Raw genomic sequence first — 23,900 nt, forward strand, 5'->3', positions numbered from 1 at the left:
GATCAGATCATCGCTGCCGTGTCCATCCCGGTCATGGCCAAGGCCCGCATCGGCCACTTCGTCGAAGCCCAGGTCCTGCAGTCCCTCGGCGTGGACTACATCGACGAGTCCGAGGTCCTGACCCCGGCCGACTACGTGAACCACATCGATAAGTGGAACTTCACCGTTCCCTTCGTCTGTGGCGCCACCAACCTTGGTGAGGCGCTGCGTCGCATCAACGAAGGCGCGGCGATGATCCGTTCCAAGGGCGAAGCCGGTACCGGCGATGTTTCCAACGCCACCGGCCACATGCGCAAGATCCGTTCCGAGATCGCCAAGCTCGCAGCCCTTCCCGAAGACGAGCTGTATGTCGCGGCCAAGGAACTGCAGGCCCCGTACGAACTCGTCAAGGAAATCGCCGCCACGGGCAAGCTCCCGGTGGTGCTGTTCACCGCCGGTGGCATCGCAACCCCGGCTGACGCTGCGATGATGATGCAGCTCGGCGCCGATGGCGTCTTTGTTGGCTCTGGCATCTTCAAGTCCGGCAACCCCGCAGAGCGCGCTGCCGCAGTCGTGAAGGCAACCACGTTCTACGACGACCCCGACGTCATCGCCAAGGTCTCCCGCGGCCTGGGCGAAGCGATGGTAGGCATCAACGTCGACGAAATCCCGCAGCCCCACCGCCTCGCAGAGCGCGGCTGGTAAGTCTCTTTCGCTACGGCGGAGGCTGATCCTCTGCGTGCTATTCCCCGCCCTCGCTGCCGCCATTTTGGTGGTGGCTGGGGCGGGGGCCCTTTTACGCACGCTGCCGGATCGGCGCCCACCGTTCCGTTTCTGGGGTGTTGGGGTTAGTTGAGTCCCCGGCGCTTTAGCAGGGGGCCAAGGTCGGCGTCCCGGCCTCGGAACGTGCGGAAGGATTCCAGCGGATCCCGGCTGTTTCCGCGGGCGAGCAGCTCCGAACGGAACCGGTCGCCGTTTGCGCGGGTGAGGCCGCCGTTTTCCTTGAACCACTCAACGGTGTCCGCATCCAGGACTTCGCTCCAGATGTAGGAGTAATAGCCGGCCGCATACCCGGCGCCGGCAAAGATGTGCTGGAAGTAGCCGGTACGGTAGCGCGGCGGAATCAGCGGGTGGGCGATGCCGGCGTCGGCCAACGCCTTGGCTTCAAAGGCAAGGACGTCGTCCGGAACTTCGGGCTCTGTCATCACGTGCCACGCCACATCCAGCAATGCTGCTCCGAGGTATTCAGTGGTGGCGAATCCCTCACCCCACAGCAGGGATCCGTTGATTTTGTCCACGATGTCCTGCGGGAGCAGTTCTCCCGTCGCATGGTGGCGTGCGTAATTAGCCAATACCTCGGGCCACATGATCCACATTTCGTTGACCTGGGACGGGTACTCCACGAAGTCCCGAGGCACGGACGTTCCGGAGAACCGCGGATACTCCACGTCGGAGAACAGGCCGTGGAGCGCATGCCCGAATTCGTGGAAGACAGTCCGGACCTCGTCCAGGGACAGGAGAGAAGGCTCGCCGGGCGCCGGCTTGGTGATGTTGAGGTTGTTGATCACCACGGCTTGCGTGCCAAGGAGCCGGGACTGTTCCACGAGCGAGTTCATCCAGGCTCCTCCGCGCTTGGATTCGCGCGTGTAATAGTCCCCAAGGAAGAGGCCCAGAGCTCTGCCGTCCTCGTTTCGCACCTCCCACACCCGGACGTCCTCATGGTATCCGGCCAGATCCGGCCTCTCATGGAACGTGATGCCATAGAGTTTGGTCGCTGCAAAGAAGACGCCGTCAGCCAAGACAGTTTCGAGGCTGAAGTAGGGCCTGATGGCCTGTTCATCCACTTGGTACCTTTCCCGCCGAACCTGGGCGGAGTAGTAAGCCCAGTCCCAAGGCTCCAATGGATGGCCGGCGGACTCGGCCAAAGCTTCGGCTTCGGCTTGGGCGTTACGGACGGCTGCAGGTGCCAACCGGCCCAACATTGCCTGCACGGCCGTGAAGTCCGGGGCCGTCTGCTGGTCCACTACGAGTTCCGCGAAGTTTTGAAAGCCCAGCAGGCCGGCTTTCTCCGCGCGTAAGCGGACCGTTGCCGTCACCAGATCACGGACATCCAGATTTCCGCCGTCGGTGCCTCGAGCGATGGACGCTTCAAACAGGCGACGCCGAACGGTCCGGTTTTCCAGCGAGGCGAGGGCAGGCTGGTTGCTTGGCTGGATCAGCGTCAAGAGGAACTGACCATCGTGCCCGGCGGCCTTGGCGGCTTCGGCAGCGCCAGCGACATCTTCGGGAGACATGCCGGCCAAGTCGGCTTCGTCGTCGAGGAGAATAGCGGCAGCCTTGATCGCCTCCTTGACGCGCTGGCCGAATTCAGTGCCCAGACGCGAGAGTTCGGCGTTGATTTCCCGAAGCCGCGCCTGGCCGTCGTCGTCAAGTTGAATGCCGGACTGCCGAAACTCTTTGAGGTATTCCTGGACCAAGCGAGCAGACTCTTCATTAAGGCTGGCGCTGTCGATGGCATTGAAGCGTTCGTATAAGTCACGGTTCATGTAGACGGCGTCTTGATGTGCGGCAAACTTGGGTGCGAGGCCAGTCTCCAACTCCCTGATCGCCTCCGACGCATCGGCCGATACAAGCGTAAAGAACGACGCCGAGGCCCGGTCCAGCAACCGCCCGGACCTTTCCATGGCCAAGACCGTGTTCTCGAAAGTCGCCGGCATAGAGTTCGCCGCAATCTGCTGGATCTCGTGGAGGTGTTCGTCCAGTCCCGCGTCCACGGCTTCGGCGTAGTCCTCGGTGCTGATTGCTTCAAAGGGTGGCAAGCCGAACGGCAGGGGACTGGGACTCAAAAGCGGATTCGTCATGAAGGGACTCTTTCACTTAAGAATCGTGTCCTCAAGGGCGGCTCGCCAGAATCCCGCGCGTCGTGCGCCGTAGGATTGCCGTTATGGGGAACATCACATCTTCCGCAAGTCGTCGGGCTCACAGCCGCCGCAAGAGTTCACGGCGAACGGGCGCCCTGTTGGCCGCCTCAGTGCTTGCCATGTCCTTGAGCTCCTGCGGAGTAATCGCAGAGAACGACTCCCGGGAGCAAAGCAGCGCCGCTACTGCCCCCGCGTCTCCTGCGTCCACCCCAACGCCGACTCCTACGCCAACCCCGGGCAAGGGGCCTGCTTGTTCCGAGCTGCGTTGTACTTCCATCACTGTCACGGGCGACATGCTGATCCATACACAGTTGTGGCAGCAGGCCCGCGCCGATGCTGCTGCCGCAGGGCAGCCTGGATACACCTTCATACCGCTCCTTGAAGGCCAGCGCCGCTACATCCGGAACAGCGATCTCGCCATTTGCCACCAGGAAACCCCTGTTGCCACCCCGGATGGTCCGTTCTCCGCGTACCCGTCCTTCAATGTCCCGCCGCAGATCGTTACCGCCTCCAAGGATGTGGGGTACCAAGCCTGCACCACAGCCAGCAACCACACCATAGACCGGGGGACGGAAGGGTTGCTCCGGACATTGGATGCGCTGGATGCTGCCGGGCTCAAGCACACTGGTTCCTACCGGACTGAAGCTGCATCACAGGAAATCCTGATGCTCAAAACAGGCGCCGCAACAGTAGCCGTCATTGCTGGCACCTACGGTCACAACGGGCAGATTCCGGAGTACCCGTGGCTTGTGGACGAGCTTGATCCCACGGTCATGATTGCGAAAGCCACCAAGGCCCGTGCGCTAGGGGCCGACATCGTACTGGGAGTCATGCACGCCGGTGATGAGTACGCCAGCGAGGCCAATGCCCAACAACAGGAAGTCGCACACGCCTTGGTGGACAGCGGCCAATTCACCATGGTTTATGGACACCACACGCACTCGGTGCTGCCGATCGAAAACTACAAGGGCACGTGGATTGTCTACGGACTGGGCAATGGCGTGACGGAATTGTCGCCCTGGTATGTGGTCAACAATGAAGGACTTCTGGTCCGTGCACAGTTCAGCCAGAACGCGGCCGGTGTTTGGACCGCCTCGGATCTCGCATGGGCGCCGTCAGTGATTGTTCGGGATCCCTACCGTTGGTGCTCAGTGGCCAGCGATGCACCACAAGGAGTCTGCGCTTCCCCGGCAGCTGATGCAGAGACCCACGAGCGCACCAAGACTGTGGTTGAGTCGATGGGGGCAGCAACTGCCGGCGCCCACGAGTTGCTCATTACCAAGGAGAGGTAAGGTCAGCAGGTAGTCGAACCACCACCCGGCTAGCGTGGGCGGCGGGCGGCGTGCTCCCGCGCGAGGCGGGCATAGTCGTCGTCGGGCGTTCCAGGCACGAAAGTGCCATGCTTGCGTTCCACGGCCGTCCGGATCAGGAAGTCGGCGATCGCCGGGTTCTTGGGCAGCAGCGAACCGTGCAGGTAGCTGGCCACCACGTTGCGGTAGCGGGCTCCCTCGTGACCATCCTTGCTGTTGTTCCCCGCACCTTTGGTGACTGTCCCCAACGGTTGGACGCCGGGGCCCAGGGTGGTCTGTCCACTATGGTTCTCATACCCCAGAACGTCCCCGAATTCGGAGGACTTGAGTGTGACATTGCCGATCAGCCGCTCATCCGTGCCGTGCGTTTCGACGTCGAGGATACCGATCCCGGGAATGACAGGCCCTGCGCTGGTCTTGAAGAACTTTCCGAAAAGCTGGTAGAGACCGCAAATGACCAGCATTGGTGCGCCCTCGTCCGCGAGCTCCCGCAAATGATCGGCGCGTGCCTGCAGATCATCCTGAATAACCAGCTGGCCGCTGTCCTGCCCGCCGCCGCCCACGATGATGTCAATGTCCTCGGGAAAGTCGTCGCCGACGTTGTACTCAAGCAGCTCCGGCGTGTAGCCATGCCACTTGATTCGTTTCTGCAGGACCAGGGCATTGCCCCAGTCACCGTAAATATTCATGTCCCGTGGGTACAGCTGCAGGACGCGGACGGTTCCTTTGGTGGGCTGTGCTTCCGAGGTCATGAGACCACCTCAACTATGGTGATTTTGGCCAGTTCGCGACGGATCGCGAGCATGGCGGTGTACGTGCAGAAAATCCGCTTGGGCTTGCCTCGCGAGCCGTCGATAAATGCATGGAGCGCCGAGGTTATGTCGGTCTCGACTGTACCGAAGCGGACCTCGTCGTATTGCAGGCGCAGTGCCATATCGTAGGCGCGGACGCCGGTAAGGACCTCGACGCCATCTTCCCTGAGTGATTCGAAGTCAACGTCCCAGAGCCAGGACATATCCCTGCCATCTGCATAATTGTCGTTGATGGCGATCATGGTGGCGTAGCCGCCGGCAGGGAAGGACTTCAGGCCCAGCCGGAAGCCACTGGGATTCTTAACGAGCACAAGTTCCAACGGCTGGCCATCCACGGTGAGGCTTTCGCCGCGCCCGAAAGCAGGAGCCACATCACCGAGTGCTTTGACCAGTTTGGGAGTGTCGACGGCTCCCGTACCCAGGATCGCCCTGGCCAGGGAGAGCGCGGCGGCCGCGTTGAAGATGTTGTAGACACCCCGTAGCTTCATGCCCGTGGTGACTGTTTCGCCGTCGAACTCAAAGTCAGCGTCCTGGGCACCCACGCGGCGGAGTACGACGTCGGCAGCAGGGCCGTCGGGTACCTCACCTGCGGTGCCGGGTGCCGGTGTGTTCGGGGACGAGGGGCCCGTGGTGGCGGTCCGCATATCGTCGTCGTTGGGAAATGTGCTGCGCAGCGATTCATCGAGGCCGAAATAGCGGACGCTGGGATGGTGGAGGGCCCCCGGAGCATTGAGGGTGTTGGCGATGCGTGCCACACGGGGGTCTTCACGGTTCAGCACCACGGTATCCGTGGTTTTCTGGGCGATGTGTTCGAGCAGTCGGGCGGTCTTATCGATCTCGCCGAACCGGTCAAGCTGGTCGCGGAGGACGTTCAGCAAGAGGCTGAAACGGGGCGGGACCTTGTTCACGAAATGCACGGCATGTGCTTCGTCGAGTTCGAGGATGGCGACGTCGGCGTCGAGTCGGCCACGCCAGTCAACATCGCCGAGGAGGGAGGCGGCTACGCCCCGGGTGAAGTTACTGCCTGTGCGGTTGGTGAAGACCTTCAGGCCCTGGCTTTCCAGCAGCTCGACCACCATTTTGGTGGTTGTCGTCTTTCCGTTCGTGCCACTGACAACCGCCACACCATGGGGAAGGCCGGACAGCGTTCTCTGCATGAAACCAGGATCGATTTTTTCAACCACCAGGCCGGGGAAAGCAGAGCCGCCACCCCGGAGCCGGGACAGTGTGCGGACCAGCTTGCCGAGGGGAACGCTGAAGGAAAACATGCTCTGTAATATATCCCAGTTAAGGCATGGAACTTGGCCTGGAGGCTTCTCCTGCTGGCACTCCCGCTTGTCCTCCGGGGTGGCCTCGGGGAGGAGATTGCCTGGCCGGACCACTATGATGGTCTAATGACCAACCCCCTTTCCGACGCTTCATCACGCGTGGGTGCAGGACTCCGGATCGGCGTACTGGCCCTCCAAGGCGACTTCCGCGAGCACATCCACGCAGTGGAAGCCGCAGGCGCCACGGGTGTGGGCATCCGTCGCCCTGCAGAGCTGGATGACGTTGACGGCCTCATCATCCCGGGTGGGGAATCCACCACGATCGACAAACTTTCAAGGATCTTTGAACTCGCGGACCCGCTGCGGAAGCGTATCGCCGAGGGCCTTCCCGTGTACGGCTCTTGTGCCGGCATGATTCTCCTTGCCGATGAGATTGCCGATCCCGCTGCTGATCTGGACGGAAACCCCCAGCAGACTTTCGGAGGACTGGACATCACGGTGCGCCGCAATGCCTTCGGGCGGCAGCGCGAGTCCTTTGAAACGGACCTCGATTTCAAAGGACTCGAGTTCAGCGCAGGGGAGTCCGGCGTGGATCCGGTGCACGCGGTCTTCATCCGTGGACCTTGGGTGGAACGGGTTGGCCCGGGAGTCGAAGTCCTGGCACAGGTTGATCCCGAGCATGCCAGCCACACCGCCACTTTGCACGGATTGGCTAGAATTGTTGCAGTGCGCTCCGGCCAGCTGTTGGCCACCTCTTTCCATCCGGAAGTCACAGGTGAGAAGCGCGTGCATGAACTCTTTATTCGAATGATCAGAGGAGAAGCGTAAAGCATGTCAGGCCACTCCAAATGGGCGACTACCAAGCACAAGAAAGCCATCATTGATAGCAGGCGTGCAAAGTCGTTCGCAAAGCTGATCAAGAACATCGAAGTTGCTGCGCGCATGGGCGGCCCGGACCTCGCCGGCAACCCAGGCCTGGAACTCGCGGTTACCAAGGCGAAGAAGACCTCGGTTCCCAACGACAACATCGACCGCGCCATCAAGCGTGGCGCCGGCCTCACAGGCGAAGTGGTCGATTACACCGAAATCATGTACGAAGCCCGTGGCCCCCAGGGCTCGGCGTTGTTGATTGAGTGCCTGACTGACAACAAGAACCGTGCGGCTTCCGAGGTTCGACTCGCGATTTCCCGCAACGGTGGCACCATTGCAGATCCCGGCTCGGTCAGCTACCTGTTCACCCGCAAGGGCGTCGTGGTGCTGCCAAAGAATGGGCTGAGCGAGGATGACATCCTGATGGCCGTCCTGGACGCCGGCGCTGAGGAAGTCAAGGACAGTGGCGAGAACTGGGAAGTGCATTCCGAGCCCTCCGATCTGCAGGCCATCCGTGATGCCTTGAAGGATGCCGGCATCGAGTACGAATCCGATGAAGCTGAATTCGTGCCCTCCATGCAGGTGGACCTGGATATTGATGGCGCCCGGAAATTCATGAAACTCGTGGATGCCCTCGAAGACCTCGATGACGTCCAGAACGTCTACAGCAACGCCGACTTCAGCGAGGAAGTACAGGCTGCCCTCGACGCCGACTAGGCAGGGCAGAACCTTTATTTTGACGACAAACAGGGAGGCCCGGACTTGACTCTTCGCGTATTGGGAGTCGATCCGGGCCTCACCCGTTGCGGCATCGGTGTAGTTGACATCGAACGGAACCGCCGGGCCACCATGGTGGCTGTTGGTGTGGTCGGGACCTCAGCTGAGCTGACGCTGGACAAGCGGCTTTTGGTCATCGCACAAGCCATCGACGAGTGGCTGGACCTGCACGAGCCGGACGTCGTCGCCGTCGAGCGCGTTTTTTCGCAGATGAACGTCAGCACGGTGATGGGCGTTGCCCAGGCCTCGGGCGTTGTCATCGCAGCGGCCGCGCGTCGCGGCATTCCCGTCGCTTTGCACACGCCCTCTGAAGTCAAAGCCGCCGTCACCGGAAGTGGTACTGCCAACAAGGATGCGGTCACCAAATTGGTGACTAAGATCCTGCGGCTCGATGCCCCGCCCAAGCCCGCTGACGCCGCAGACGCCCTCGCTCTGGCCCTGACGCATGCTTGGCGGGCAGGGAGCGGCATGGGTGGAATCGGCGGGAACACGGGCACGGGTTCCCTCACCCCGGCTCAGCGGGCCTGGGCGGAAGCCGAAGCGAAAGCGCGCCGTGCGCGGTGATTGTCGGTACCCCTTGCTAGGGTATTCGTAGATATGTTCGGATAGTCCGCTTGGCGCCATGGATCCATGGGAGCCGAGCAGGCAGTACCTCAGGAGCCGGGTCTTGATCAGTTTTCTCCGTGGAACAGTTGCCCACGTTGGCTTGTCGACCGCCGTGATCGACCTCAACGGTGCGGGAATGAGCGTTTTCTCTACACCCCAGACCTTGAGCCACCTAAAAGTAGGTGCCGAGGCGAAGCTCTTCACCTCCATGATCGTCCGTGAGGATTCCCTCACGTTGTTCGGCTTCGCCGATGATGATGAACGCGAGGTTTTCGATGTCCTGCTGAGCGTGAGCGGCGTCGGGCCGCGGCTGGCTCTGGCCGTACTTGCCGTGCACGAACCGGAAGCCATCCGGGTGGCGGCTCACACCGGTGACAGCAAGGCATTCACCAAGGTGCCCGGCATTGGGCCAAAGGTGGCCGGCCGTATTGTCCTCGAGCTGGCCGGGAAGTTGGTCCCGCACGGCACGGGCACAGGAACAACACCTGCGGTGATCGCTACCGTGGAATGGAAGCCCCAGGTAGTGGCTGCCATGACCAGTCTGGGCTGGTCCGAGAAGGACGCCGCCGGCAGCATCGATAAAGCCATGGCCGATTCCCCCGAGCTTGTCGACGACGGTAACGTGGCCCAAATACTTCGGGCTACGCTGCGCTGGCTTGGCCAGGACGGGGCCCGCGCCGGCAACCGCGTAGGCAGCCGTGGCTGAGCAGTCACTCGTCAGCGGGGGAGAGGAACCGGAAGAGCGGGTCATTGAGGCTGCTCTCCGACCCAAGAACCTCCACGACTTCGTAGGACAGCATCGGGTCCGCAAGCAACTTGCCTTGGTCCTTGAGGCCTCGAAAATGCGTGGCCGCAGCGCCGACCACGTGCTGATGTCCGGACCTCCAGGACTCGGTAAGACCACACTTGCCATGATCATTGCAGCGGAGATGAACGCGCCGCTGCGTATCAGCAGCGGACCGGCCATCCAGCACGCCGGGGATCTCGCGGCCATCCTTTCCTCGCTCTCGGAGGGGGAGGTCCTGTTCCTTGACGAAATCCACCGCATGTCCAGGCCCGCAGAAGAAATGCTGTACATGGCCATGGAGGACTTCCGCGTGGACATCGTGGTTGGCAAGGGAGCAGGCGCAACTGCAATTCCTTTGGAGCTCCCGCCTTTCACCCTGGTAGGCGCCACCACCCGTGCAGGACTTCTTCCGGGCCCCTTGAGGGACCGATTCGGTTTCACCGGGCACCTTGAGTTCTATTCGGTGGCCGAACTCGAACTTGTCCTCCGCCGCTCTGCCGGACTTCTTGACCTGAAGGTAAACTCTGCAGGTTTCACCGAGATCGCCGGTCGCTCCCGGGGAACACCACGTATAGCCAACCGACTCCTGCGCCGTGTTCGTGACTGGGCCCTCGTTCATGGCATTGAGCAAATCGATGCCCGGTCGGCGTCAGCTGCCTTGGATATGTACGAAGTAGACCAGCGTGGCTTGGACAGGCTGGACCGGTCCGTTCTTGAAGCCCTCATTACCAAGTTCAATGGTGGCCCTGTTGGCTTGTCCACCTTGGCCATTGCCGTGGGTGAAGAACCCGAAACGGTGGAGACCGTGGCTGAGCCATTCCTGGTGCGCGAAGGACTGCTTGGGCGGACACCTCGTGGGCGCATCGCCATGGCATCAGCCTGGACACACCTTGGTTATGCTGTGCCTGCGGGCGTATTCGGTCAGGAGACCCTTGCATTGTTTGACGAGGATGAAAACCATGCTGAAAGCGTAGATACCATCGGTTAACACGCTGTATTCAGCTTTTCCTACTAGACTGGTATGACGCTCGGCACGTTCGAGTCCTTGATCCACGCGCCCGCTTCGCGGTGAAGCGCGTTGCTCTGCGGGTTTAGTCCCGTGGCCGCAGGATCTGCCGGGGACGTTGCCGTGAACCAAAACGTAAGTAAAGAACGGAACTTCCCTGTGGATCCAATGACCATATTGCTGTTCGTCATGCTTGGACTCTTTGTCTTCATGATGTTCCGCCGCAACAAGAAGACCCAGCAGCAGCAGGCTGCGATGCAGTCCAAGTTCGCTCCGGGCGTCGATGTCATGACCAGCTTCGGTCTTTTCGGACGCATCGTGTCCATCGATGAAGCTGAGAACAAGGTCGTTATCGAGCTGTCTCCCGGAAACGAAGCTACGGTTCACCGCCAGGCCGTCACCAAGGTGGTCGAAAAGGCTGAAGAGGAAGCCCCTGTTGTTCCGGACGACGCTTCTTCGTTGACCGTTGCCGATGAGACCCCCGCTGCGACTGAAACGCCGGACGAAACCATCGCGCGCCTCAACAACGAGGATAAGAAGGACAACTAGCACCGTCAGTCGCGGCAACACCGCGCAAGGACACTTCTACGGCAGCGGAAGCCGCCGGCTGACGCTTACCAGCGTCCGCCGGCGGCTGTCCGGCGATAAAAGGAAGATCGATAATGGCACGGACCGGCCCCAAAAACTCAGCCCGCAGGGTGCTGACTTGGCTTGGAGCAATATTCGTTGTACTCACCGCTGTGCTGGGTGGCGGAGTCATTTCCGGCCATGCGAGCTGGGCTCCCAAACTTGCCTTGGACCTCGAGGGCGGCACCCAGATGATTCTGGCTCCCCGCGTAGAGGGTTCCAGCGATATCACTGAGGAACAGCTCAACCAGGCAGTGGCCATCATCCGGCAGCGTGTGGACGGCTCCGGTGTTGCCGAAGCCGAGATCAGCACCCAGTCGGGGCGGAACGTGGTGGTGAGCCTCCCGGGAACTCCGTCCAAGGAAACCCGTGACCTCATCCAGGCATCGGCGGACATGAACTTCCGCCCGGTGATCGCTGCGGCCGATCCTGCGGCCATCCCTGTCGAATCCCGTACGCCGGATGACAAGCTGCCCAAGCCCACCGCGGAACCCACCAACGCGAGCGATACCAACTGGGTGACTCCTGAGATCTACAAGGAATTCGAGGCGCTCGACTGCGTCAACCCTTCCACTGAGAAGCGGGAGCGTTCAGATCCGGCCAAGCCACTGGTGACCTGTGAGCCGGCAACGGACAAGACTCCCGCCATCAAGTACATCCTTGGTCCGGTCGAGGTCAAAGGCCAGGACATCAGTTCCTCGTCCTTCTCGCAGGTCCAAGGTGCACAGGGATCGGTGACCAACTCCTGGGGCGTGAACATCACGTTCAACTCCGAGGCAACTGCCAAGTTCAAGGAAGTCACGGAGCGGTTGAACCAGTTCTACACCGCGTCCCTTGCCCAGGGCGGCAACGACCCCAAGGCACAATTCGCCATCGTCCTTGATGACAAGGTCATCTCTGCACCGAGGTCGCTTGCAGTCATCACCGACGGAAAACCGCAGATCACGGGCAACTTCACCCAGGCCTCCGCAAAAGCACTGTCCGACCAGCTCCGCTACGGCGCTTTGCCGATCTCCTTCGAGATCCAGTCCCAGGAACAGATCTCTGCCACGCTCGGTGGCGATCAGCTCCGGCTCGGCCTGCTTGCCGGCCTCATCGGCCTGTTGTTGGTAGTTGTGTACTCGCTCTTCCAGTACCGGGCCCTTGGCTTTGTCACCATCGCTTCCCTGGTAGTCGCCGGTGGCTTGACCTACCTCGCCATCGCCATTCTGGGTTGGACTGAAAACTATCGCCTGTCCCTGGCAGGTGTTGCCGGCCTGATCGTGGCCATCGGACAGACGGCCGACTCGTTCATTGTGTACTTCGAACGAATCCGCGATGAACTTCGTGAAGGCCGCGGGCTCGTATCCGCCGTCGAGAATGGCTGGAAGCGTGCCAAGCGGACTGTGCTGGCCTCCAAGGCAGTGAACTTGCTGGCAGCCTTGGTCCTTTATTTCGTGGCTGTGGGCAATGTCCGTGGCTTCGCTTTCACCCTTGGCCTCACGGCTGTCGCTGACCTCATCGTGGTGTTCATGTTTACGCATCCGATGCTGCAGGTCCTTGCCCGTACAAGGTTCTTTGGCGAAGGCCACAGATTCTCCGGCCTGTCACCTGACCGTCTGGGAGCTATCCCGTTGTATCGGGGAGCTGGACGTCTCCGCACACCTGCTGAGAAACCGGCCGTTGTCCGTGCACGTAATACGGGTGCAGCAGCCGAAGCAGAACGCCGCATGACCATCGCCGAACGGCGCCTTGCCGAGAAGGGCCAGTTGACCGGTCCCTCCAACGGCACCAAGGAGGAGAAGTAATGACTACGAGCTTCGCAACCTTCGGCAACGAGCTTTACACGGGCAAGCGTTCTTATAACTTTGTTGATTCCAAGAAGATCTGGTTCATCATTGCTGCGGTCGCTGTGGCCCTCTCCATCCTGATCCCGGTCTTGAAGGGCGGCTTCAACCTCGGCATCGAGTTCCGCGGGGGCTCGGAGTTCACCGTTTCCAACGTGAAGACCACCGATGCCGGCCTGGGCGAAAAGGCTGTCCATGACGTCGTATCCGGTGCCATTCCCCGCGTTGCGAACGTGGCGGGCACCACCATGCGGATTCAGACGGACCAGCTGACAGATGACGAGACCAACCGCATCAAAGAAGGCCTGACCACCGCTTACGGTGTAACGGACAACGAGGTGACATCAAACTTTGTTGGTCCCACGTGGGGTCAGGACGTCACACGCCAGGCACTCATTGGGCTGGTGGTGTTCGTCGGCCTCGCTGCTGTCCTCATGGCTCTGTATTTCCGGACCTGGAAGATGTCACTCTCTGCCTTGGTGGGCATGCTCGTCACGATGTTCACCACAGCGGGCGTCTACGCCCTGAGTGATTTCGAGGTGACGCCGTCGGCCATCATCGGATTCCTGACTGTCCTGAGCTATTCGCTGTATGACACCGTGGTGGTCTTCGACAAGATCCGCGAGAACACAGCGGACATTTCCACCTCTACGCGCCGGACCTTCGGTGAAGAGGTCAACCTTGCGGTCAACCAAACCCTGGTCCGCTCCATCAACACCATGATGGTTGCCGTCCTTCCGGTTGCAGCAATTCTCTTCATCGGGGCCGGACTGTTGGGCGCTGGAACGCTGCGGGATCTTTCCCTGGCGTTGTTCGTCGGAATCCTCATCGGAACGGCAGCGACGATCTTCATTGCGGCACCGCTCTATGCCTGGCTGCGCCAGGGCGAGCCGGACCTCGTGAAGCAGGCCAAGAAAGTGGCCCACCGCCGGGCCGAGGCCACTGTTTAGACTATTTCCACCAGGCATTACGTCCTTGAGCAGGACCCCGCTTTACAGCGGGGTCCTTTCTCTTTGACTTGCCGGGGCCTGCGTCATGTGCTGTCCGGTTGCGGAAGCATTCGCCTGCGGGAATAGACTGGAAGAATTAAATAGGTCGTGAGGGGTACTTCTGTGGAAGAACGTGCGACGTCGGCACCACCGACGGGCGGGGAGGACAGTCACCACGGTGTGACGGTTCCGGCAACAAGCGTGGCTGGACGGACTGCTGGTACGGTTCCAGTCGACACTCCCGGCGTGCGTCCTACCTTTCCAGGTAGGCGGGAGCGCACGCGTTCCCGGCTTGCGCGATTGACCGGCCGGGGCGTAGCGCCGTACTCGCCGATTCTGGAACCGCTCCTTCGAACGGTGCGAGCCAACAACCCCAAAGAAGATTTCGACCTCATTCAGCGCGCATTCGCGGTTGCAGAGCGCAGTCACCAGGGGCAGAAGCGCAAGAGTGGTGATCCCTACATCACCCACCCGGTGGCAGTAGCTACCATCCTTGCTGAGCTGGGAATGACAGGAACCACCCTGGCCGCTGCGTTGCTCCACGACACGGTGGAGGACACCCCCTACACCCTGAATGACCTCACCCGCGACTTCGGCCCGGAAGTGGCCATGCTCGTGGACGGCGTGACCAAACTGGACAAGGTCAGCTTCGGAGAAGCAGCCCAGTCGGAGACAGTCCGCAAGATGGTCGTGGCCATGGCCAAGGACATCAGGGTCCTGATGATCAAACTTGCCGACCGGCTCCACAACGCTCGTACATGGCGGTTCGTTTCTGCAGAATCCTCGTCCCGCAAGGCCCGGGAAACGCTGGAGATCTTCGCTCCCCTGGCGCACCGCCTGGGTATGAACACCATTAAATGGGAGTTGGAGGATCTGTCCTTCGCGGCGCTCTACCCCAAGGTGTATGAGGAAATCGTCCGCATGGTGGGGGACCGCACCCCCGAACGCGAGAAGAGCCTCAGTGTTATCCGCAACCAGATTGCCGATGATCTTCGGACTGCGCGGATCAAGGCGACCATTACCGGCCGGCCGAAGCACTACTACTCCATTTATCAGAAGATGATCGTCCGCGATAAGGACTTTGACGACATCAACGACCTCATGGGCGTTCGCGTCCTGGTTGACTCGGTGCGGGATTGTTACGCGGCACTAGGTACCTTGCACTCGCGATGGAACCCACTTCCAGGGCGGTTCAAAGACTACATCGCCATGCCGAAGTTCAACATGTACCAATCCCTTCACACCACGGTGATCGGCCCAGGTGGAAAGCCCGTGGAAATCCAGATCCGCACCCATGAGATGCACCGCCGGGCGGAGTATGGCGTCGCAGCCCACTGGAAGTACAAGGACCAGCCGAACCGCACCGCCGTGGGTCCTGGCAGCCCACGCGACGGCGATATGGGTTGGCTGCGGTCCTTGGTGGACTGGCAGCAGGAAACCTCGGATCCGGGCGAATTTCTCGATTCCCTGCGGTACGAGATCAACGCACGGGAAGTCTTCGTCTTCACGCCCAAGGGTGAAGTCATGGCCTTGCCTGCTGGATCGACACCTGTTGACTTTGCTTACGCGGTTCACACGGAAGTCGGCCATCGGACCATCGGAGCACGCGTCAACGGCAAGCTTGTGCCGCTGAACAGCGAACTGAACCATGGCGACTGGGTCGAGATTTTCACCTCAAAGGCGGAGGGTGCAGGTCCAAGCCAGGACTGGCAGCACTTCGTCAAGTCGGCAAGGGCCCGGAACAAGATCCGCCAGTGGTTCACCAAGGAACGCCGCGAGGAAGCGATTGACCGCGGCAAGGACATGCTGACGCGGGCAATGCGAAAGCAGAACCTCCCACTGCAACGGCTCATGACGCATGATGCACTGTCTGCGGTCGCCGAGGACTTCCACTACGTTGACATCTCCGGCCTGTATGCAGGCGTGGGTGACGGCCACACTTCTGCCCAGTCAGTCATGGAGAAGCTGGTCGAGCATCTGGGTGGGCACGAGACCCCGGATGAGGACCTTGACGAGGTCAGCATCCCCACGCAGGTTGCCAAGTCCAAGTTTTCCGATTCCGGTGTCATCGTCCGCGGCGTGGGAGACGTCTGGGTCAAACTTGCCCGGTGCTGTACTCCTGTGCCCCCTGACCCGATCCTTGGATTTGTCACCCGCGGTTCTGGCGTCTCGGTCCATAGGACCGATTGCACCAACGTCTCCGGGTTGCGCGACCAGCCGGACAGGATCGTCGAGGTCGAGTGGGCACCAACACAGTCCAGTGTCTTCCTCGTTGAGATTCAGGTGGAAGCCCTGGACAGGAAGTCTCTCTTGTCCGATGTCACGCGAGTCCTGTCTGAAAACCATGTCAACATCCTTGCGGCTTCGGTGCACACTTCCAGCGACAGGGTGGCGATCTCCAAGTTTGCCTTCGAAATGGGTGACCCAAAGTATTTGCACCATGTCCTCAGCGCGGTGCGGCGTATTGACGGGGTCTTCGACGTTTACCGCACCACGGGTAACAGGCGCAGGAGCTAGTTCGGGGACAAGAGCCGTGCGAGCGTAGCGAGCGCACGCTTCTTGTGGGGAACCCGCGGCGCTGCCTCCACGGCAAGGGTAAGCAAACGTAGCCTGATGCCGAGCTCCGGGTGGTCCAGGAGTCGCCGCAGTGCCGGCAGGGCCTGATCCGACTCGACGTGCAGTGCGATGTCCGCGGCTGTTCTCAAGGGGCTGCTCACCAGCATGCCACCTAGGCTTACAACGTCCAGCTGGCCGAGCCGGACCTCATGGAGGTTGCATCCCCGGGCACTGCGCACACTGGAGATACGATGCTTGGCATCCACCAGGAGTGATAACCGCTCTGGAGGGCTGGCGCATCCGTAGATCCACGCCGCAGTAAGCCTGCCCGCCACCACCTTGGTCCGCATCCGGTCCGGGACAGTCAGGGCAGCTGCACGGGCCCTGAGGCGGGGCGTGACTGCAATCCCGGGCGACGCGTAGCTCCTCCCGTATAAGGGAAGCAGGATGCCATCCAGCGCCATGCCTTGCAATTCAGGCCAGGTGAAGATGCGGCTGGGTGCATAGAGCTCGGGAAGAACGGGCTCCTGCAGGTGCGGGGCTGTGACGGGTGGGACCATTCATTGATCATTCCGTGTCCTGACCGCAACAGTACAGGCCCCGTACCGGGCATGTGGATAACCGGTACAGGGCCTGCAGACAAACGTGGGCTCACCATGAACCCAAAGCTGGGTCAGGCGAGGTCGCTCGCTGAACGCTGGATCTGGTCCAGCCACGCCTGACGTGCTTCAAGAGCTTCACGCGCAGCCTTGATGCGGCGTTGGTCTCCGGCTTTTTCAGCCTTCTCCAGATCCTCCTTGAGCCCGGCAATAGCGGACTCAAGCTGGGACAAAGCGCTGTTGGTGCGGGCCTTGGTCTCCGGATTGCTCCGGCGCCACTTCTCCTCCTCGGCCTCGCGGACCGCGTCCTCCACCTTGCGAAGACCGGCCTCGATGCGGCCCATGTCCGCCCTGGGGACCTTACCGGCATCTTCCCAGCGATCACGAATGGACTGCAGGGCCTTCTTCGTTGCGTTGAGATCGTTGATCGGCAGCAGCGCCTGCGCCTCAGCTACCAACTGCTCCTTCACTGCAAGGTTGGCCGTGTACTCCTGGTCGATCTGCTCGTTTGCAGCCTGCCGGTTGCTGAAGAACACATCCTGCGCGGCGCGGAAACGGCCCCAGAGCGCGTCGTCATCCTTGCGGCTGGCGCGTGGGGTGGCCTTCCACTGATCCATGAGCCTGCGGTACTCCCCGGCGGCGTAACCCCAGTCAGTGGAAGAGGAAAGCGCCTCAGCCTCTGCGATCAATGCTTCCTTGGCCACCTTGGCCGCAGAGTTGTTGCTGTCCAGCTGCGAGAAGTACGCGCGGCGGTGGCGATCGAAGACAGTGCGTGCCGAGCGGAAGCGCTTCCAGAGTGCGTCTTCATTGCTCCGGCCAAGACGGACCCCGCTCTTCTGCGCAGCCTTCCAGGTCTCGAAAAGTTCGTTCATTCGCGCACTGGACGTCTTCCATTGGATCTGGGCAGGATCCTGGCCGGCGATGCTCTCCGCCTCCGCCACAATGGCTTCTCGCGCGGCAAGCTCATTTGCGCGGACGGCCTCATGTGCTGCTTTCTCGGACCTTTCCAGCTCGGCGATCTGCTCGGACAGCGTGTCCAGGCGTGCTTCGGCGGAACGGATATCGCCCACCATATTGCGCTCTGCGAGCTGTTCGCGGAGGTGGGTTACCGTCTTCTGCATATCCGTTGCCGGGGCTTTGGATTCCACGCGGTGTTCCAGCAGGACTATCTGGGCAATGACGTCGTCGAACTTCCGGGCGAAGTAGCCCAGGGCTTCGTCAGGGCTAACACCCGGGTACTGGCCTACGGCAATCTCTTCGCCATCCAAAGTGAGGAATACGTGGCCATCGCCTTCGGCGCGCCCCCACTTGGCTGCCTCAGCAAGCGAGGCGGCCGACACTGCGGGTGCAGCCGGAACGACGGCGGCAGGCGCCTTGGGGCGCGCGGCGAAGGCAGCAGGGGAAGGGGTGGGCCGCGAATCGGCAGGCTTGCTTTCCTCCGCTGCGGGTGCCGGTGCCGCCGCAGCCGCTGGTGCTTCCTCCACTGCGGGTGCCACTTCAGCTGCTTCTGCAAGCGTTTCTTCTGCCGCAGGCGGTTCTGCAGCGGCAGTGGCTTCGGTTGCGGCAGGGGCTTCGGTTGCGGCAGGGGCTTCGGTTGCTGCCGGTGTTTCGTCGGCCGCAACGGCGGGGGTTTGTTCAGCCGCAGGTGCTGCCTCAGTGCCGTTCGGGCTGTTTGCCTCGACTGCGTCTTGGTTGGCCACTACTGCTGTTTCGTCGGATTTCTGACTGTCTGTCACCGCTAAAAGTCTTTCGCTTGGAGGGACTGCTAAGGTACTGCACCCCGGACCGGGGCCAAAGGCTGGTTACTTCAGAGAAAACGAGTCTATCGTGACAGGTGCCACAGGGGCGCCGTCGGTCGCGTTTTCGCCCGGTTTCAGGCCTGCTGCAGCGATTTTCGTGACCACTTCCAGGCCACTGGTGACCTTGCCCACCACTGTGTAACCACCGGCGGTGTCCGCAGGAATTGTGGTGTCCTTATACACAATGAAGAACTGATGACCGTTGCCGTAGGCGTTGTTTCCCGAGCGGGCAACGGCGATTGTTCCAGCCGAGTATGTGTTGTCCGTTGGTGTGTTCTCCAGCGGACCCCAGCGGTAGTTGGGATCGTCTGCGCCGTCTTCGGACTTGGCGCCGCACTGCAGCAGGCCGAACGTCTCAGAGGTTGTAAGCCGGTGGCAGAAGGCTCCGTTGTAGTAGCCGGCATCGGTGAGGGACTTGATGACGGCGGCCGCCTGGGGAGCAGCCGTTCCGTTCAGTTCCACTCCTACAACGCCGCTGTTCAAGGCAAGCTCCCCGGTGAAGGTTTTACCGGCTGCGGTGTCCGGGCTGGGTATGTCTGCGCTGTTGGATGCCGAAGGTGATGCCGAAGGGGAGTTCAGTCCGGCTTCTGCGGCGGCGAACTCTGCCTCAGTGGGATTGGAACTGAAAACTGTCAGTTGCAGCACCACCGCAAGGATCACAGCGGCAGCGCCCGCGCCGATGGCAACAGTATTGTCGCGTTTGCGCCGCTTGCCCTGTTCCTGCCGCAGGGCACGCTTGGCTTCCATCTGCCGGATGCGGCGTCTCGCTTCGCGGTCATCCCGCGACCTTGTTGCCAAGAGTCCTCCTGATTGTGTCCACGTTCGCCGGCCGCCTGCAGGGACCGGGCATGCTGCATTAGATGTGCACGCGCGGAAAGCATAAACTGGCTGCCGCACATAGTTTATGCATGACCGGCTGGACGCCCGCCCCATAATCGCCGAAAAGGCCTTTAAAGCTGCGGTGCTCATTCCTGAGTCAGCTTTCTTCGAGGAGATTTATCCACCATGGCACGTACCGCCTCCCTGTCCGGATTCCCCGAGTGGCTTCCCCAGGAGCGGTTGGTGGAGCTCCATGTGCTGGACACGCTCCGGAAAACGTTCGAGCTGCACGGTTTCTCCTCCATTGAGACGCGTGCTGTTGAAACGGTCGGCCAGTTGCTGCGTAAAGGCGAGATCGACAAAGAGGTCTATGGGCTGAGCCGCCTGCAGGACGACGAAGACGAAGCTTCCAGGTCAACCACCACGGACAGGGCAGACAAAGCCGATCCGAATGCGCTTGCCCTGCACTTCGACCTCACTGTTCCCTTCGCTCGGTACGTCGTGGAGAACGCGGGTTATCTTGCCTTTCCCTTCCGCCGGTACCAGATCCAGAAGGTCTGGCGTGGCGAGCGTCCGCAGGAAGGCCGTGCCCGCGAATTCACCCAAGCAGATATAGATGTGGTGGGCGATGGCGAGTTGCCGTTCCGCTACGACGTCGAAATCGCTCTGGTCATCGCCGAGGCATTGAGCGCCCTCCCAATCCCGGACTTCCGCCTCCGGATCAACAACCGCAAGCTGGCTGAAGGCTTCTACCGCGGTATTGGCTTGACTGATACGGCCGGAGTCCTGCGGAGCATCGACAAACTGGAAAAGGTTGGCGAAGGCAAAGTCGCTGAGCTGCTCAAGAGCGAGCTTGGCGCCTCGGATGAGCAGGCGGCACTGGCGCTCAAGCTTGCTACCATCCGCACGGAGGACACCTCGTTCGTGGACCAGGTACGTGCCCTGGGGGTGACTGATGACCTTCTCGAGGAAGGATTGAGCGAGCTCCAGCAGGTCATTGAGGCTGCGGTCCAGCGCGCACCCGGCAAGGTGGTCGCTGACCTCAGCATCGCCCGTGGACTGGACTACTACACGGGCACCGTCGTCGAAACTGTCCTTGTAGGCCATGAACAACTGGGTTCGATTTGTTCCGGCGGACGGTACGACGCCCTGGCCAGCAAGGGAAACCGGAAGTTCCCCGGCGTCGGCTTGTCCATCGGCGTCACCCGCCTTGTCTCGCGGATCCTGAGCCAGGAACTCGCCACGGCTACCCGGGCAGTGCCGACTGCTGTCCTGGTCGCTTTGAATAACGACGACAGTTGGTCCGCAGCACAGGACGTCGCGGCACAGCTTCGCGGCCGCGGTATTGCTACTGAAGTTGCTGCGAAGGCAGAAAAGTTCGGCAAGCAGATCAAGTTCGCGGATCGTCGGGGAATTCCGTTTGTTTGGTTCACTGACGATGACGGCAAGCACCAGGTCAAGGACATCCGGTCCGGCGCGCAGGTGGACGCGGACCCGGCCAGCTGGTCGCCGTCGGAGGAAGATCTGCACGTCCGGGTCATCACCGCCTGATCCAGGCCAGGTGATTCAGCCGCGGCCGGGGCGGGTAAACTCGGACGGGATCGTCTTTGCAATGATCCCTTGAAAATTCATGCTGAAAGGAATGCTGTGCTGCGCACACATGACCTCGGATCACTTCGCTCCGAGCACATTGGACAAACCGTTACCCTGGCCGGCTGGGTGGGCCGCCGCCGTGATCACGGTGGCGTTGCATTCGTTGACCTTCGTGACGCTTCCGGTGTCGCCCAGGTGGTTGTCCGTGAAGAAGAGGTCTTCCACGGCCTGCGGAACGAGTACGTCCTGCAGGTTACGGGCACCGTTAGCAAGCGTCCTGAAGGCAATGAGAACCCCGCGCTGGCTACGGGCGAGATCGAGGTCATGGCGGACAAAGTCATCATCCTGAACACTTCGGAACCCCTGCCGTTCCAGATCGACGAGCATGTGGAAGTTGGCGAAGAAGCGCGCCTTAAGCACCGCTACCTTGACCTTCGCCGCCCTGGTCCTGCACGCAACCTCCGCCTCCGCTCCGAGGCAAACCGTATCGCCCGCGAGTTGTTGCACCAGCGCGGCTACGTCGAGATTGAGACACCCACGTTGACGCGTTCGACGCCGGAAGGCGCCCGTGACTTCGTCGTCCCCGCCCGACTTGCCCCGGGTTCCTGGTACGCGCTCCCGCAGTCGCCGCAGCTTTTCAAGCAGCTGCTCCAGGTGGGCGGATTCGAAAAGTACTACCAGATCGCCCGCTGCTACCGTGACGAAGACTTCCGCGCGGACCGCCAACCGGAGTTCACCCAGCTGGACATCGAGGCCAGCTTCGTTGACCAGGACGATGTCATCGAGCTTGGCGAAGCAATCGTGAAGGCCCTGTGGCAACTGATCGACGTCGAGGTCCCCACCCCGATCCGACGCATGACGTACCTGGACGCCATGGCAAAGTATGGTTCCGACAAGCCGGACCTGCGCTTCGGCCTGGAGCTCACCGAGCTGACTGAGTTCTTCAAGGACACCAACTTCGGCGTTTTCAAGGCACCTTACGTTGGCGCGGTCGTTATGCCCGGGGGCGCTTCCCAGGCGCGCCGTGCCCTGGATGCCTGGCAGGAATGGGCCAAGCAGCGTGGCGCAAAGGGGCTGGCCTACGTTCTTTACAAGGAAGATGGCGAACTCGCTGGCCCCGTGGCCAAGAACCTCACCGACGAAGAACGTGCCGGCCTGGCCGATGCTGTTGGTGCCAAGCCGGGCGACTGCATATTCTTCGCCGCCGGCGAGAAGTCCGCATCACGGGCCCTCCTTGGCGCTGCACGTGTTGAAATTGGCCACCGCACTGGCCTGATTGATCCCAAAGACTGGGCCTTCGTATGGATCGTGGACGCTCCGATGTTCGAGCCCGCTTCTGCAGCAGTTGCCTCCGGTGACGTTGCTGTTGGCGCTGGCCAGTGGACAGCTGTGCACCACGCCTTCACCTCTCCCAAGCCCGAGTTCCTTGACACCTTTGACAAGGATCCTGAGTCGGCACTTTCCTACGCATACGACATCGTGTGCAACGGCAACGAAATCGGTGGCGGCTCCATCCGTATCCACGAACGTGAAGTCCAGGAACGCGTCTTCCAGCTCATGGGACTGGACAAGGAAGACGCCGAGACCAAGTTCGGCTTCCTCTTGGAGGGCTTCAAGTACGGTGCCCCGCCGCACGGTGGCATCGCGCTTGGATGGGACCGTGTGGTGGCTTTGCTCGCCGGTGTCGAGTCCATCCGCGACGTCATTGCCTTCCCGAAGACCGGCAATGGCTTTGACCCGCTGACCGCCGCTCCTGCTCCCATTACGGCACAGCAGCGAAAGGAAGCCGGCGTAGACTTCAAGCCGGAAACCAAGCCTGCGGCCACGCCGGAGACCGAGTCCGAATAAGACGGTAGCCAAAGGCTCCCCACTGATGTGGGGAGCCTTTGGTGTTCCTGCACATGAAAGGTGCCGCGATGTTGGAACAAGCATTCTTGGAAACCCTCATGGATAAGGCGTGGCCCGCCGTAGAGCGCGAAGCCTTTGACGTGGGAAACGCGGGGGAGTGGGTGCTCCGTGCGTCCGCTGGGGTTACTCAGAGGGCGAACTCCGTGTGGCCGAGGAACCTGCCGGGGATGCTGTCCGGCGCGCCGGACCTGGGAAGCAGTCCGGACCTGGAGCGGTCAGTCAGCTCGGCGTCATCCTGGTACAGGCAGCGGCGTCTCCCGCTCATTTTCCAGATATTCGATGACTCCCGTAGTGCAGGTCATAACGCCAGTGCAGGCCTTAACGCCGTCCTGGACGGGCAACGCTTCACCAGGCAGTCGGAAACCCTGATTATGGTCCGGGGCATGGACGCCTTGGAAACCTTGGATGACCGGCCCCAGAGGGTAGAACTCTCGGACGCGCCCGCCGATGAATGGCTTCGCTTGTGGTGGTCCGTGGATGGGCGTGGTGGCCAGGCGGAACTGGAGGTTGCCCGCGCCATTCTTACCGGATGCGAGTCTGTGTACGCACTGGTGAGGGACGACGACGGCGGACCGGCCGCCGTCGGACGCCTCGCCCTGGTGGACGGCTGGGGAGGCCTCTACGCCATGGCAACCTCGGCCACCCACCGCAGGCGGGGATACGGGACGATGGTGCTGGCAGCTCTACTGGATGAGGGAGCGGCCCGCAATCTCCAGGGTTTTTGGCTGTTGGTTACTGCTTCCAACCGCGGTGCCCAGGCGTTGTATTCGCGGGCCGGGTTCGTGGAACAAGGGAGTTATCTGTATCGGCAGGCTCCCTTGAGGCGGGCGCCTGGAGGCTGCTGAGGA

21 protein-coding genes are annotated in these 23,900 nt (G+C 61.4%); 14 read left to right on the top strand and 7 right to left on the bottom strand.

Going from position 1 to position 23,900, the window contains the following annotated elements; all coding sequences use genetic code 11:
• The coding region (gene pdxS, locus AC1DD5_RS10865) for a pyridoxal 5'-phosphate synthase lyase subunit PdxS (RefSeq protein ID WP_477521445.1) at positions 1-684 on the top strand (684 nt) is incomplete at its 5' end.
• Positions 685-827: 143 nt separating this feature from the next.
• Here the strand turns inward: pdxS and AC1DD5_RS10870 are convergent.
• Positions 828-2,840: a M3 family metallopeptidase gene (locus AC1DD5_RS10870; RefSeq protein ID WP_477521446.1), complete on the bottom strand. Its 2,013-nt coding sequence runs from the start codon at positions 2,838-2,840 to the stop codon at positions 828-830.
• A 118-nt stretch (positions 2,841-2,958) separates the two neighbouring features.
• A complete protein-coding gene (locus tag AC1DD5_RS10875; RefSeq protein ID WP_442005736.1) occupies positions 2,959-3,195 on the bottom strand; it encodes a hypothetical protein in 237 nt (78 codons plus the stop codon).
• Here AC1DD5_RS10875 and AC1DD5_RS10880 point away from each other — a divergent pair.
• Positions 3,161-4,192, top strand: coding sequence for a CapA family protein (locus AC1DD5_RS10880; protein ID WP_477521592.1), 1,032 nt, complete (start codon positions 3,161-3,163; stop codon positions 4,190-4,192). The genes AC1DD5_RS10875 and AC1DD5_RS10880 overlap by 35 nt on opposite strands.
• 29 nt (positions 4,193-4,221) lie before the next feature.
• On the opposite strand, the gene AC1DD5_RS10885 is transcribed toward AC1DD5_RS10880, so the two are convergent.
• Together AC1DD5_RS10885 and AC1DD5_RS10890 are read right to left on the bottom strand one after the other, a co-directional pair.
• Positions 4,222-4,962 carry a type 1 glutamine amidotransferase gene (locus tag AC1DD5_RS10885; protein ID WP_442017724.1) on the bottom strand — a complete coding sequence of 247 codons (741 nt, stop codon included), beginning with the start codon at positions 4,960-4,962 and terminating at the stop codon, positions 4,222-4,224.
• On the bottom strand, positions 4,959-6,290 hold the full coding sequence (locus AC1DD5_RS10890; RefSeq protein WP_442005725.1) for a DUF1727 domain-containing protein: 1,332 nt from the start codon (positions 6,288-6,290) through the stop codon (positions 4,959-4,961). The genes AC1DD5_RS10885 and AC1DD5_RS10890 overlap by 4 nt, the downstream gene beginning before the upstream one ends.
• Positions 6,291-6,416: 126 nt before the next feature.
• Here AC1DD5_RS10890 and pdxT point away from each other — a divergent pair, with 126 nt between their 5' ends.
• The 9 genes from pdxT to AC1DD5_RS10935 all read left to right on the top strand — a co-directional run bounded on the left by pdxT (position 6,417) and on the right by AC1DD5_RS10935 (position 16,295).
• Complete coding sequence (gene pdxT, locus AC1DD5_RS10895; protein WP_442017726.1) at positions 6,417-7,118, top strand: pyridoxal 5'-phosphate synthase glutaminase subunit PdxT; 702 nt, start codon at positions 6,417-6,419, stop codon at positions 7,116-7,118.
• A gap of 3 nt (positions 7,119-7,121) precedes the next feature.
• A complete protein-coding gene (locus AC1DD5_RS10900) occupies positions 7,122-7,877 on the top strand; it encodes a YebC/PmpR family DNA-binding transcriptional regulator (protein ID WP_216925538.1) in 756 nt (251 codons plus the stop codon).
• A gap of 45 nt (positions 7,878-7,922) precedes the next feature.
• Complete coding sequence (gene ruvC / locus AC1DD5_RS10905) at positions 7,923-8,501, top strand: crossover junction endodeoxyribonuclease RuvC (protein WP_442005722.1); 579 nt, start codon at positions 7,923-7,925, stop codon at positions 8,499-8,501.
• A 103-nt stretch (positions 8,502-8,604) separates the two neighbouring features.
• Positions 8,605-9,249 (top strand): Holliday junction branch migration protein RuvA, encoded by a 645-nt coding sequence (ruvA, locus tag AC1DD5_RS10910; protein WP_477521447.1) that lies wholly within the window; start codon positions 8,605-8,607, stop codon positions 9,247-9,249.
• Entirely contained in the window at positions 9,242-10,318 is a 1,077-nt protein-coding gene (gene ruvB, locus AC1DD5_RS10915; RefSeq protein WP_477521448.1) for a Holliday junction branch migration DNA helicase RuvB, read from the top strand. The genes ruvA and ruvB overlap by 8 nt, the downstream gene beginning before the upstream one ends.
• A gap of 186 nt (positions 10,319-10,504) precedes the next feature.
• Positions 10,505-10,885, top strand: a complete 381-nt coding sequence (yajC, locus tag AC1DD5_RS10920) for a preprotein translocase subunit YajC (RefSeq protein WP_442005734.1) — start codon at positions 10,505-10,507, stop codon at positions 10,883-10,885.
• Between the two features lie 113 nt (positions 10,886-10,998).
• The gene (secD, locus tag AC1DD5_RS10925) at positions 10,999-12,750 is read left to right on the top strand and encodes a protein translocase subunit SecD (RefSeq protein WP_442005719.1); all 1,752 of its coding nucleotides are present in this window, start codon (positions 10,999-11,001) and stop codon (positions 12,748-12,750) included.
• Positions 12,750-13,739, top strand: coding sequence for a protein translocase subunit SecF (secF, locus tag AC1DD5_RS10930; protein WP_477521449.1), 990 nt, complete (start codon positions 12,750-12,752; stop codon positions 13,737-13,739). Before secD ends, secF begins: the two co-directional genes overlap by 1 nt.
• A 162-nt stretch (positions 13,740-13,901) precedes the next feature.
• Positions 13,902-16,295 (top strand): RelA/SpoT family protein, encoded by a 2,394-nt coding sequence (locus tag AC1DD5_RS10935; RefSeq protein WP_442005733.1) that lies wholly within the window; start codon positions 13,902-13,904, stop codon positions 16,293-16,295.
• Here AC1DD5_RS10935 and AC1DD5_RS10940 read toward each other — a convergent pair.
• The 3 genes from AC1DD5_RS10940 to AC1DD5_RS10950 form a co-directional block, all read right to left on the bottom strand.
• A complete protein-coding gene (locus tag AC1DD5_RS10940) occupies positions 16,292-16,894 on the bottom strand; it encodes a hypothetical protein (protein WP_477521450.1) in 603 nt (200 codons plus the stop codon). The two genes, AC1DD5_RS10935 and AC1DD5_RS10940, sit on opposite strands and share 4 nt — an antisense overlap.
• Before the next feature lie 113 nt (positions 16,895-17,007).
• Entirely contained in the window at positions 17,008-18,669 is a 1,662-nt protein-coding gene (locus AC1DD5_RS10945) for a DUF349 domain-containing protein (RefSeq protein ID WP_477521451.1), read from the bottom strand.
• A gap of 66 nt (positions 18,670-18,735) precedes the next feature.
• The gene (locus AC1DD5_RS10950; RefSeq protein ID WP_477521452.1) at positions 18,736-19,530 is read right to left on the bottom strand and encodes a peptidylprolyl isomerase; all 795 of its coding nucleotides are present in this window, start codon (positions 19,528-19,530) and stop codon (positions 18,736-18,738) included.
• Positions 19,531-19,737: 207 nt separating this feature from the next.
• Between AC1DD5_RS10950 and hisS the strand changes: the two genes are divergently transcribed.
• The 3 genes from hisS to AC1DD5_RS10965 all read left to right on the top strand — a co-directional run bounded on the left by hisS (position 19,738) and on the right by AC1DD5_RS10965 (position 23,897).
• Positions 19,738-21,102 carry a histidine--tRNA ligase gene (gene hisS, locus AC1DD5_RS10955; RefSeq protein ID WP_477521453.1) on the top strand — a complete coding sequence of 455 codons (1,365 nt, stop codon included), beginning with the start codon at positions 19,738-19,740 and terminating at the stop codon, positions 21,100-21,102.
• 96 nt (positions 21,103-21,198) lie between these two features.
• Positions 21,199-22,992 carry an aspartate--tRNA ligase gene (gene aspS / locus AC1DD5_RS10960; RefSeq protein ID WP_477521454.1) on the top strand — a complete coding sequence of 598 codons (1,794 nt, stop codon included), beginning with the start codon at positions 21,199-21,201 and terminating at the stop codon, positions 22,990-22,992.
• Positions 22,993-23,060: 68 nt separating this feature from the next.
• Entirely contained in the window at positions 23,061-23,897 is an 837-nt protein-coding gene (locus AC1DD5_RS10965; protein WP_477521455.1) for a GNAT family N-acetyltransferase, read from the top strand.
• Positions 23,898-23,900: the final 3 nt, after the last annotated feature.

The sequence above is a fragment of the Paenarthrobacter sp. 10L420 genome (genome assembly GCF_056395385.1).

What these genes read in the sequence shown, in the direction of transcription:
- secD (WP_442005719.1), top strand. Translation starts at nt 10,999, where the DNA reads ATGGCACGGACCGGCCCCAAAAACTCAGCCCGCAGGGTGCTGACTTGG.
- AC1DD5_RS10890 (WP_442005725.1), bottom strand. Translation starts at nt 6,290, where the DNA reads ATGTTTTCCTTCAGCGTTCCCCTCGGCAAGCTGGTCCGCACACTGTCC.
- AC1DD5_RS10940 (WP_477521450.1), bottom strand. Translation starts at nt 16,894, where the DNA reads ATGGTCCCACCCGTCACAGCCCCGCACCTGCAGGAGCCCGTTCTTCCC.
- AC1DD5_RS10870 (WP_477521446.1), bottom strand. Translation starts at nt 2,840, where the DNA reads ATGACGAATCCGCTTTTGAGTCCCAGTCCCCTGCCGTTCGGCTTGCCA.
- secF (WP_477521449.1), top strand. Translation starts at nt 12,750, where the DNA reads ATGACTACGAGCTTCGCAACCTTCGGCAACGAGCTTTACACGGGCAAG.
- AC1DD5_RS10900 (WP_216925538.1), top strand. Translation starts at nt 7,122, where the DNA reads ATGTCAGGCCACTCCAAATGGGCGACTACCAAGCACAAGAAAGCCATC.
- AC1DD5_RS10875 (WP_442005736.1), bottom strand. Translation starts at nt 3,195, where the DNA reads ATGTCGCCCGTGACAGTGATGGAAGTACAACGCAGCTCGGAACAAGCA.
- yajC (WP_442005734.1), top strand. Translation starts at nt 10,505, where the DNA reads ATGACCATATTGCTGTTCGTCATGCTTGGACTCTTTGTCTTCATGATG.
- pdxT (WP_442017726.1), top strand. Translation starts at nt 6,417, where the DNA reads ATGACCAACCCCCTTTCCGACGCTTCATCACGCGTGGGTGCAGGACTC.
- AC1DD5_RS10885 (WP_442017724.1), bottom strand. Translation starts at nt 4,962, where the DNA reads ATGACCTCGGAAGCACAGCCCACCAAAGGAACCGTCCGCGTCCTGCAG.
- hisS (WP_477521453.1), top strand. Translation starts at nt 19,738, where the DNA reads ATGGCACGTACCGCCTCCCTGTCCGGATTCCCCGAGTGGCTTCCCCAG.
- AC1DD5_RS10965 (WP_477521455.1), top strand. Translation starts at nt 23,061, where the DNA reads ATGTTGGAACAAGCATTCTTGGAAACCCTCATGGATAAGGCGTGGCCC.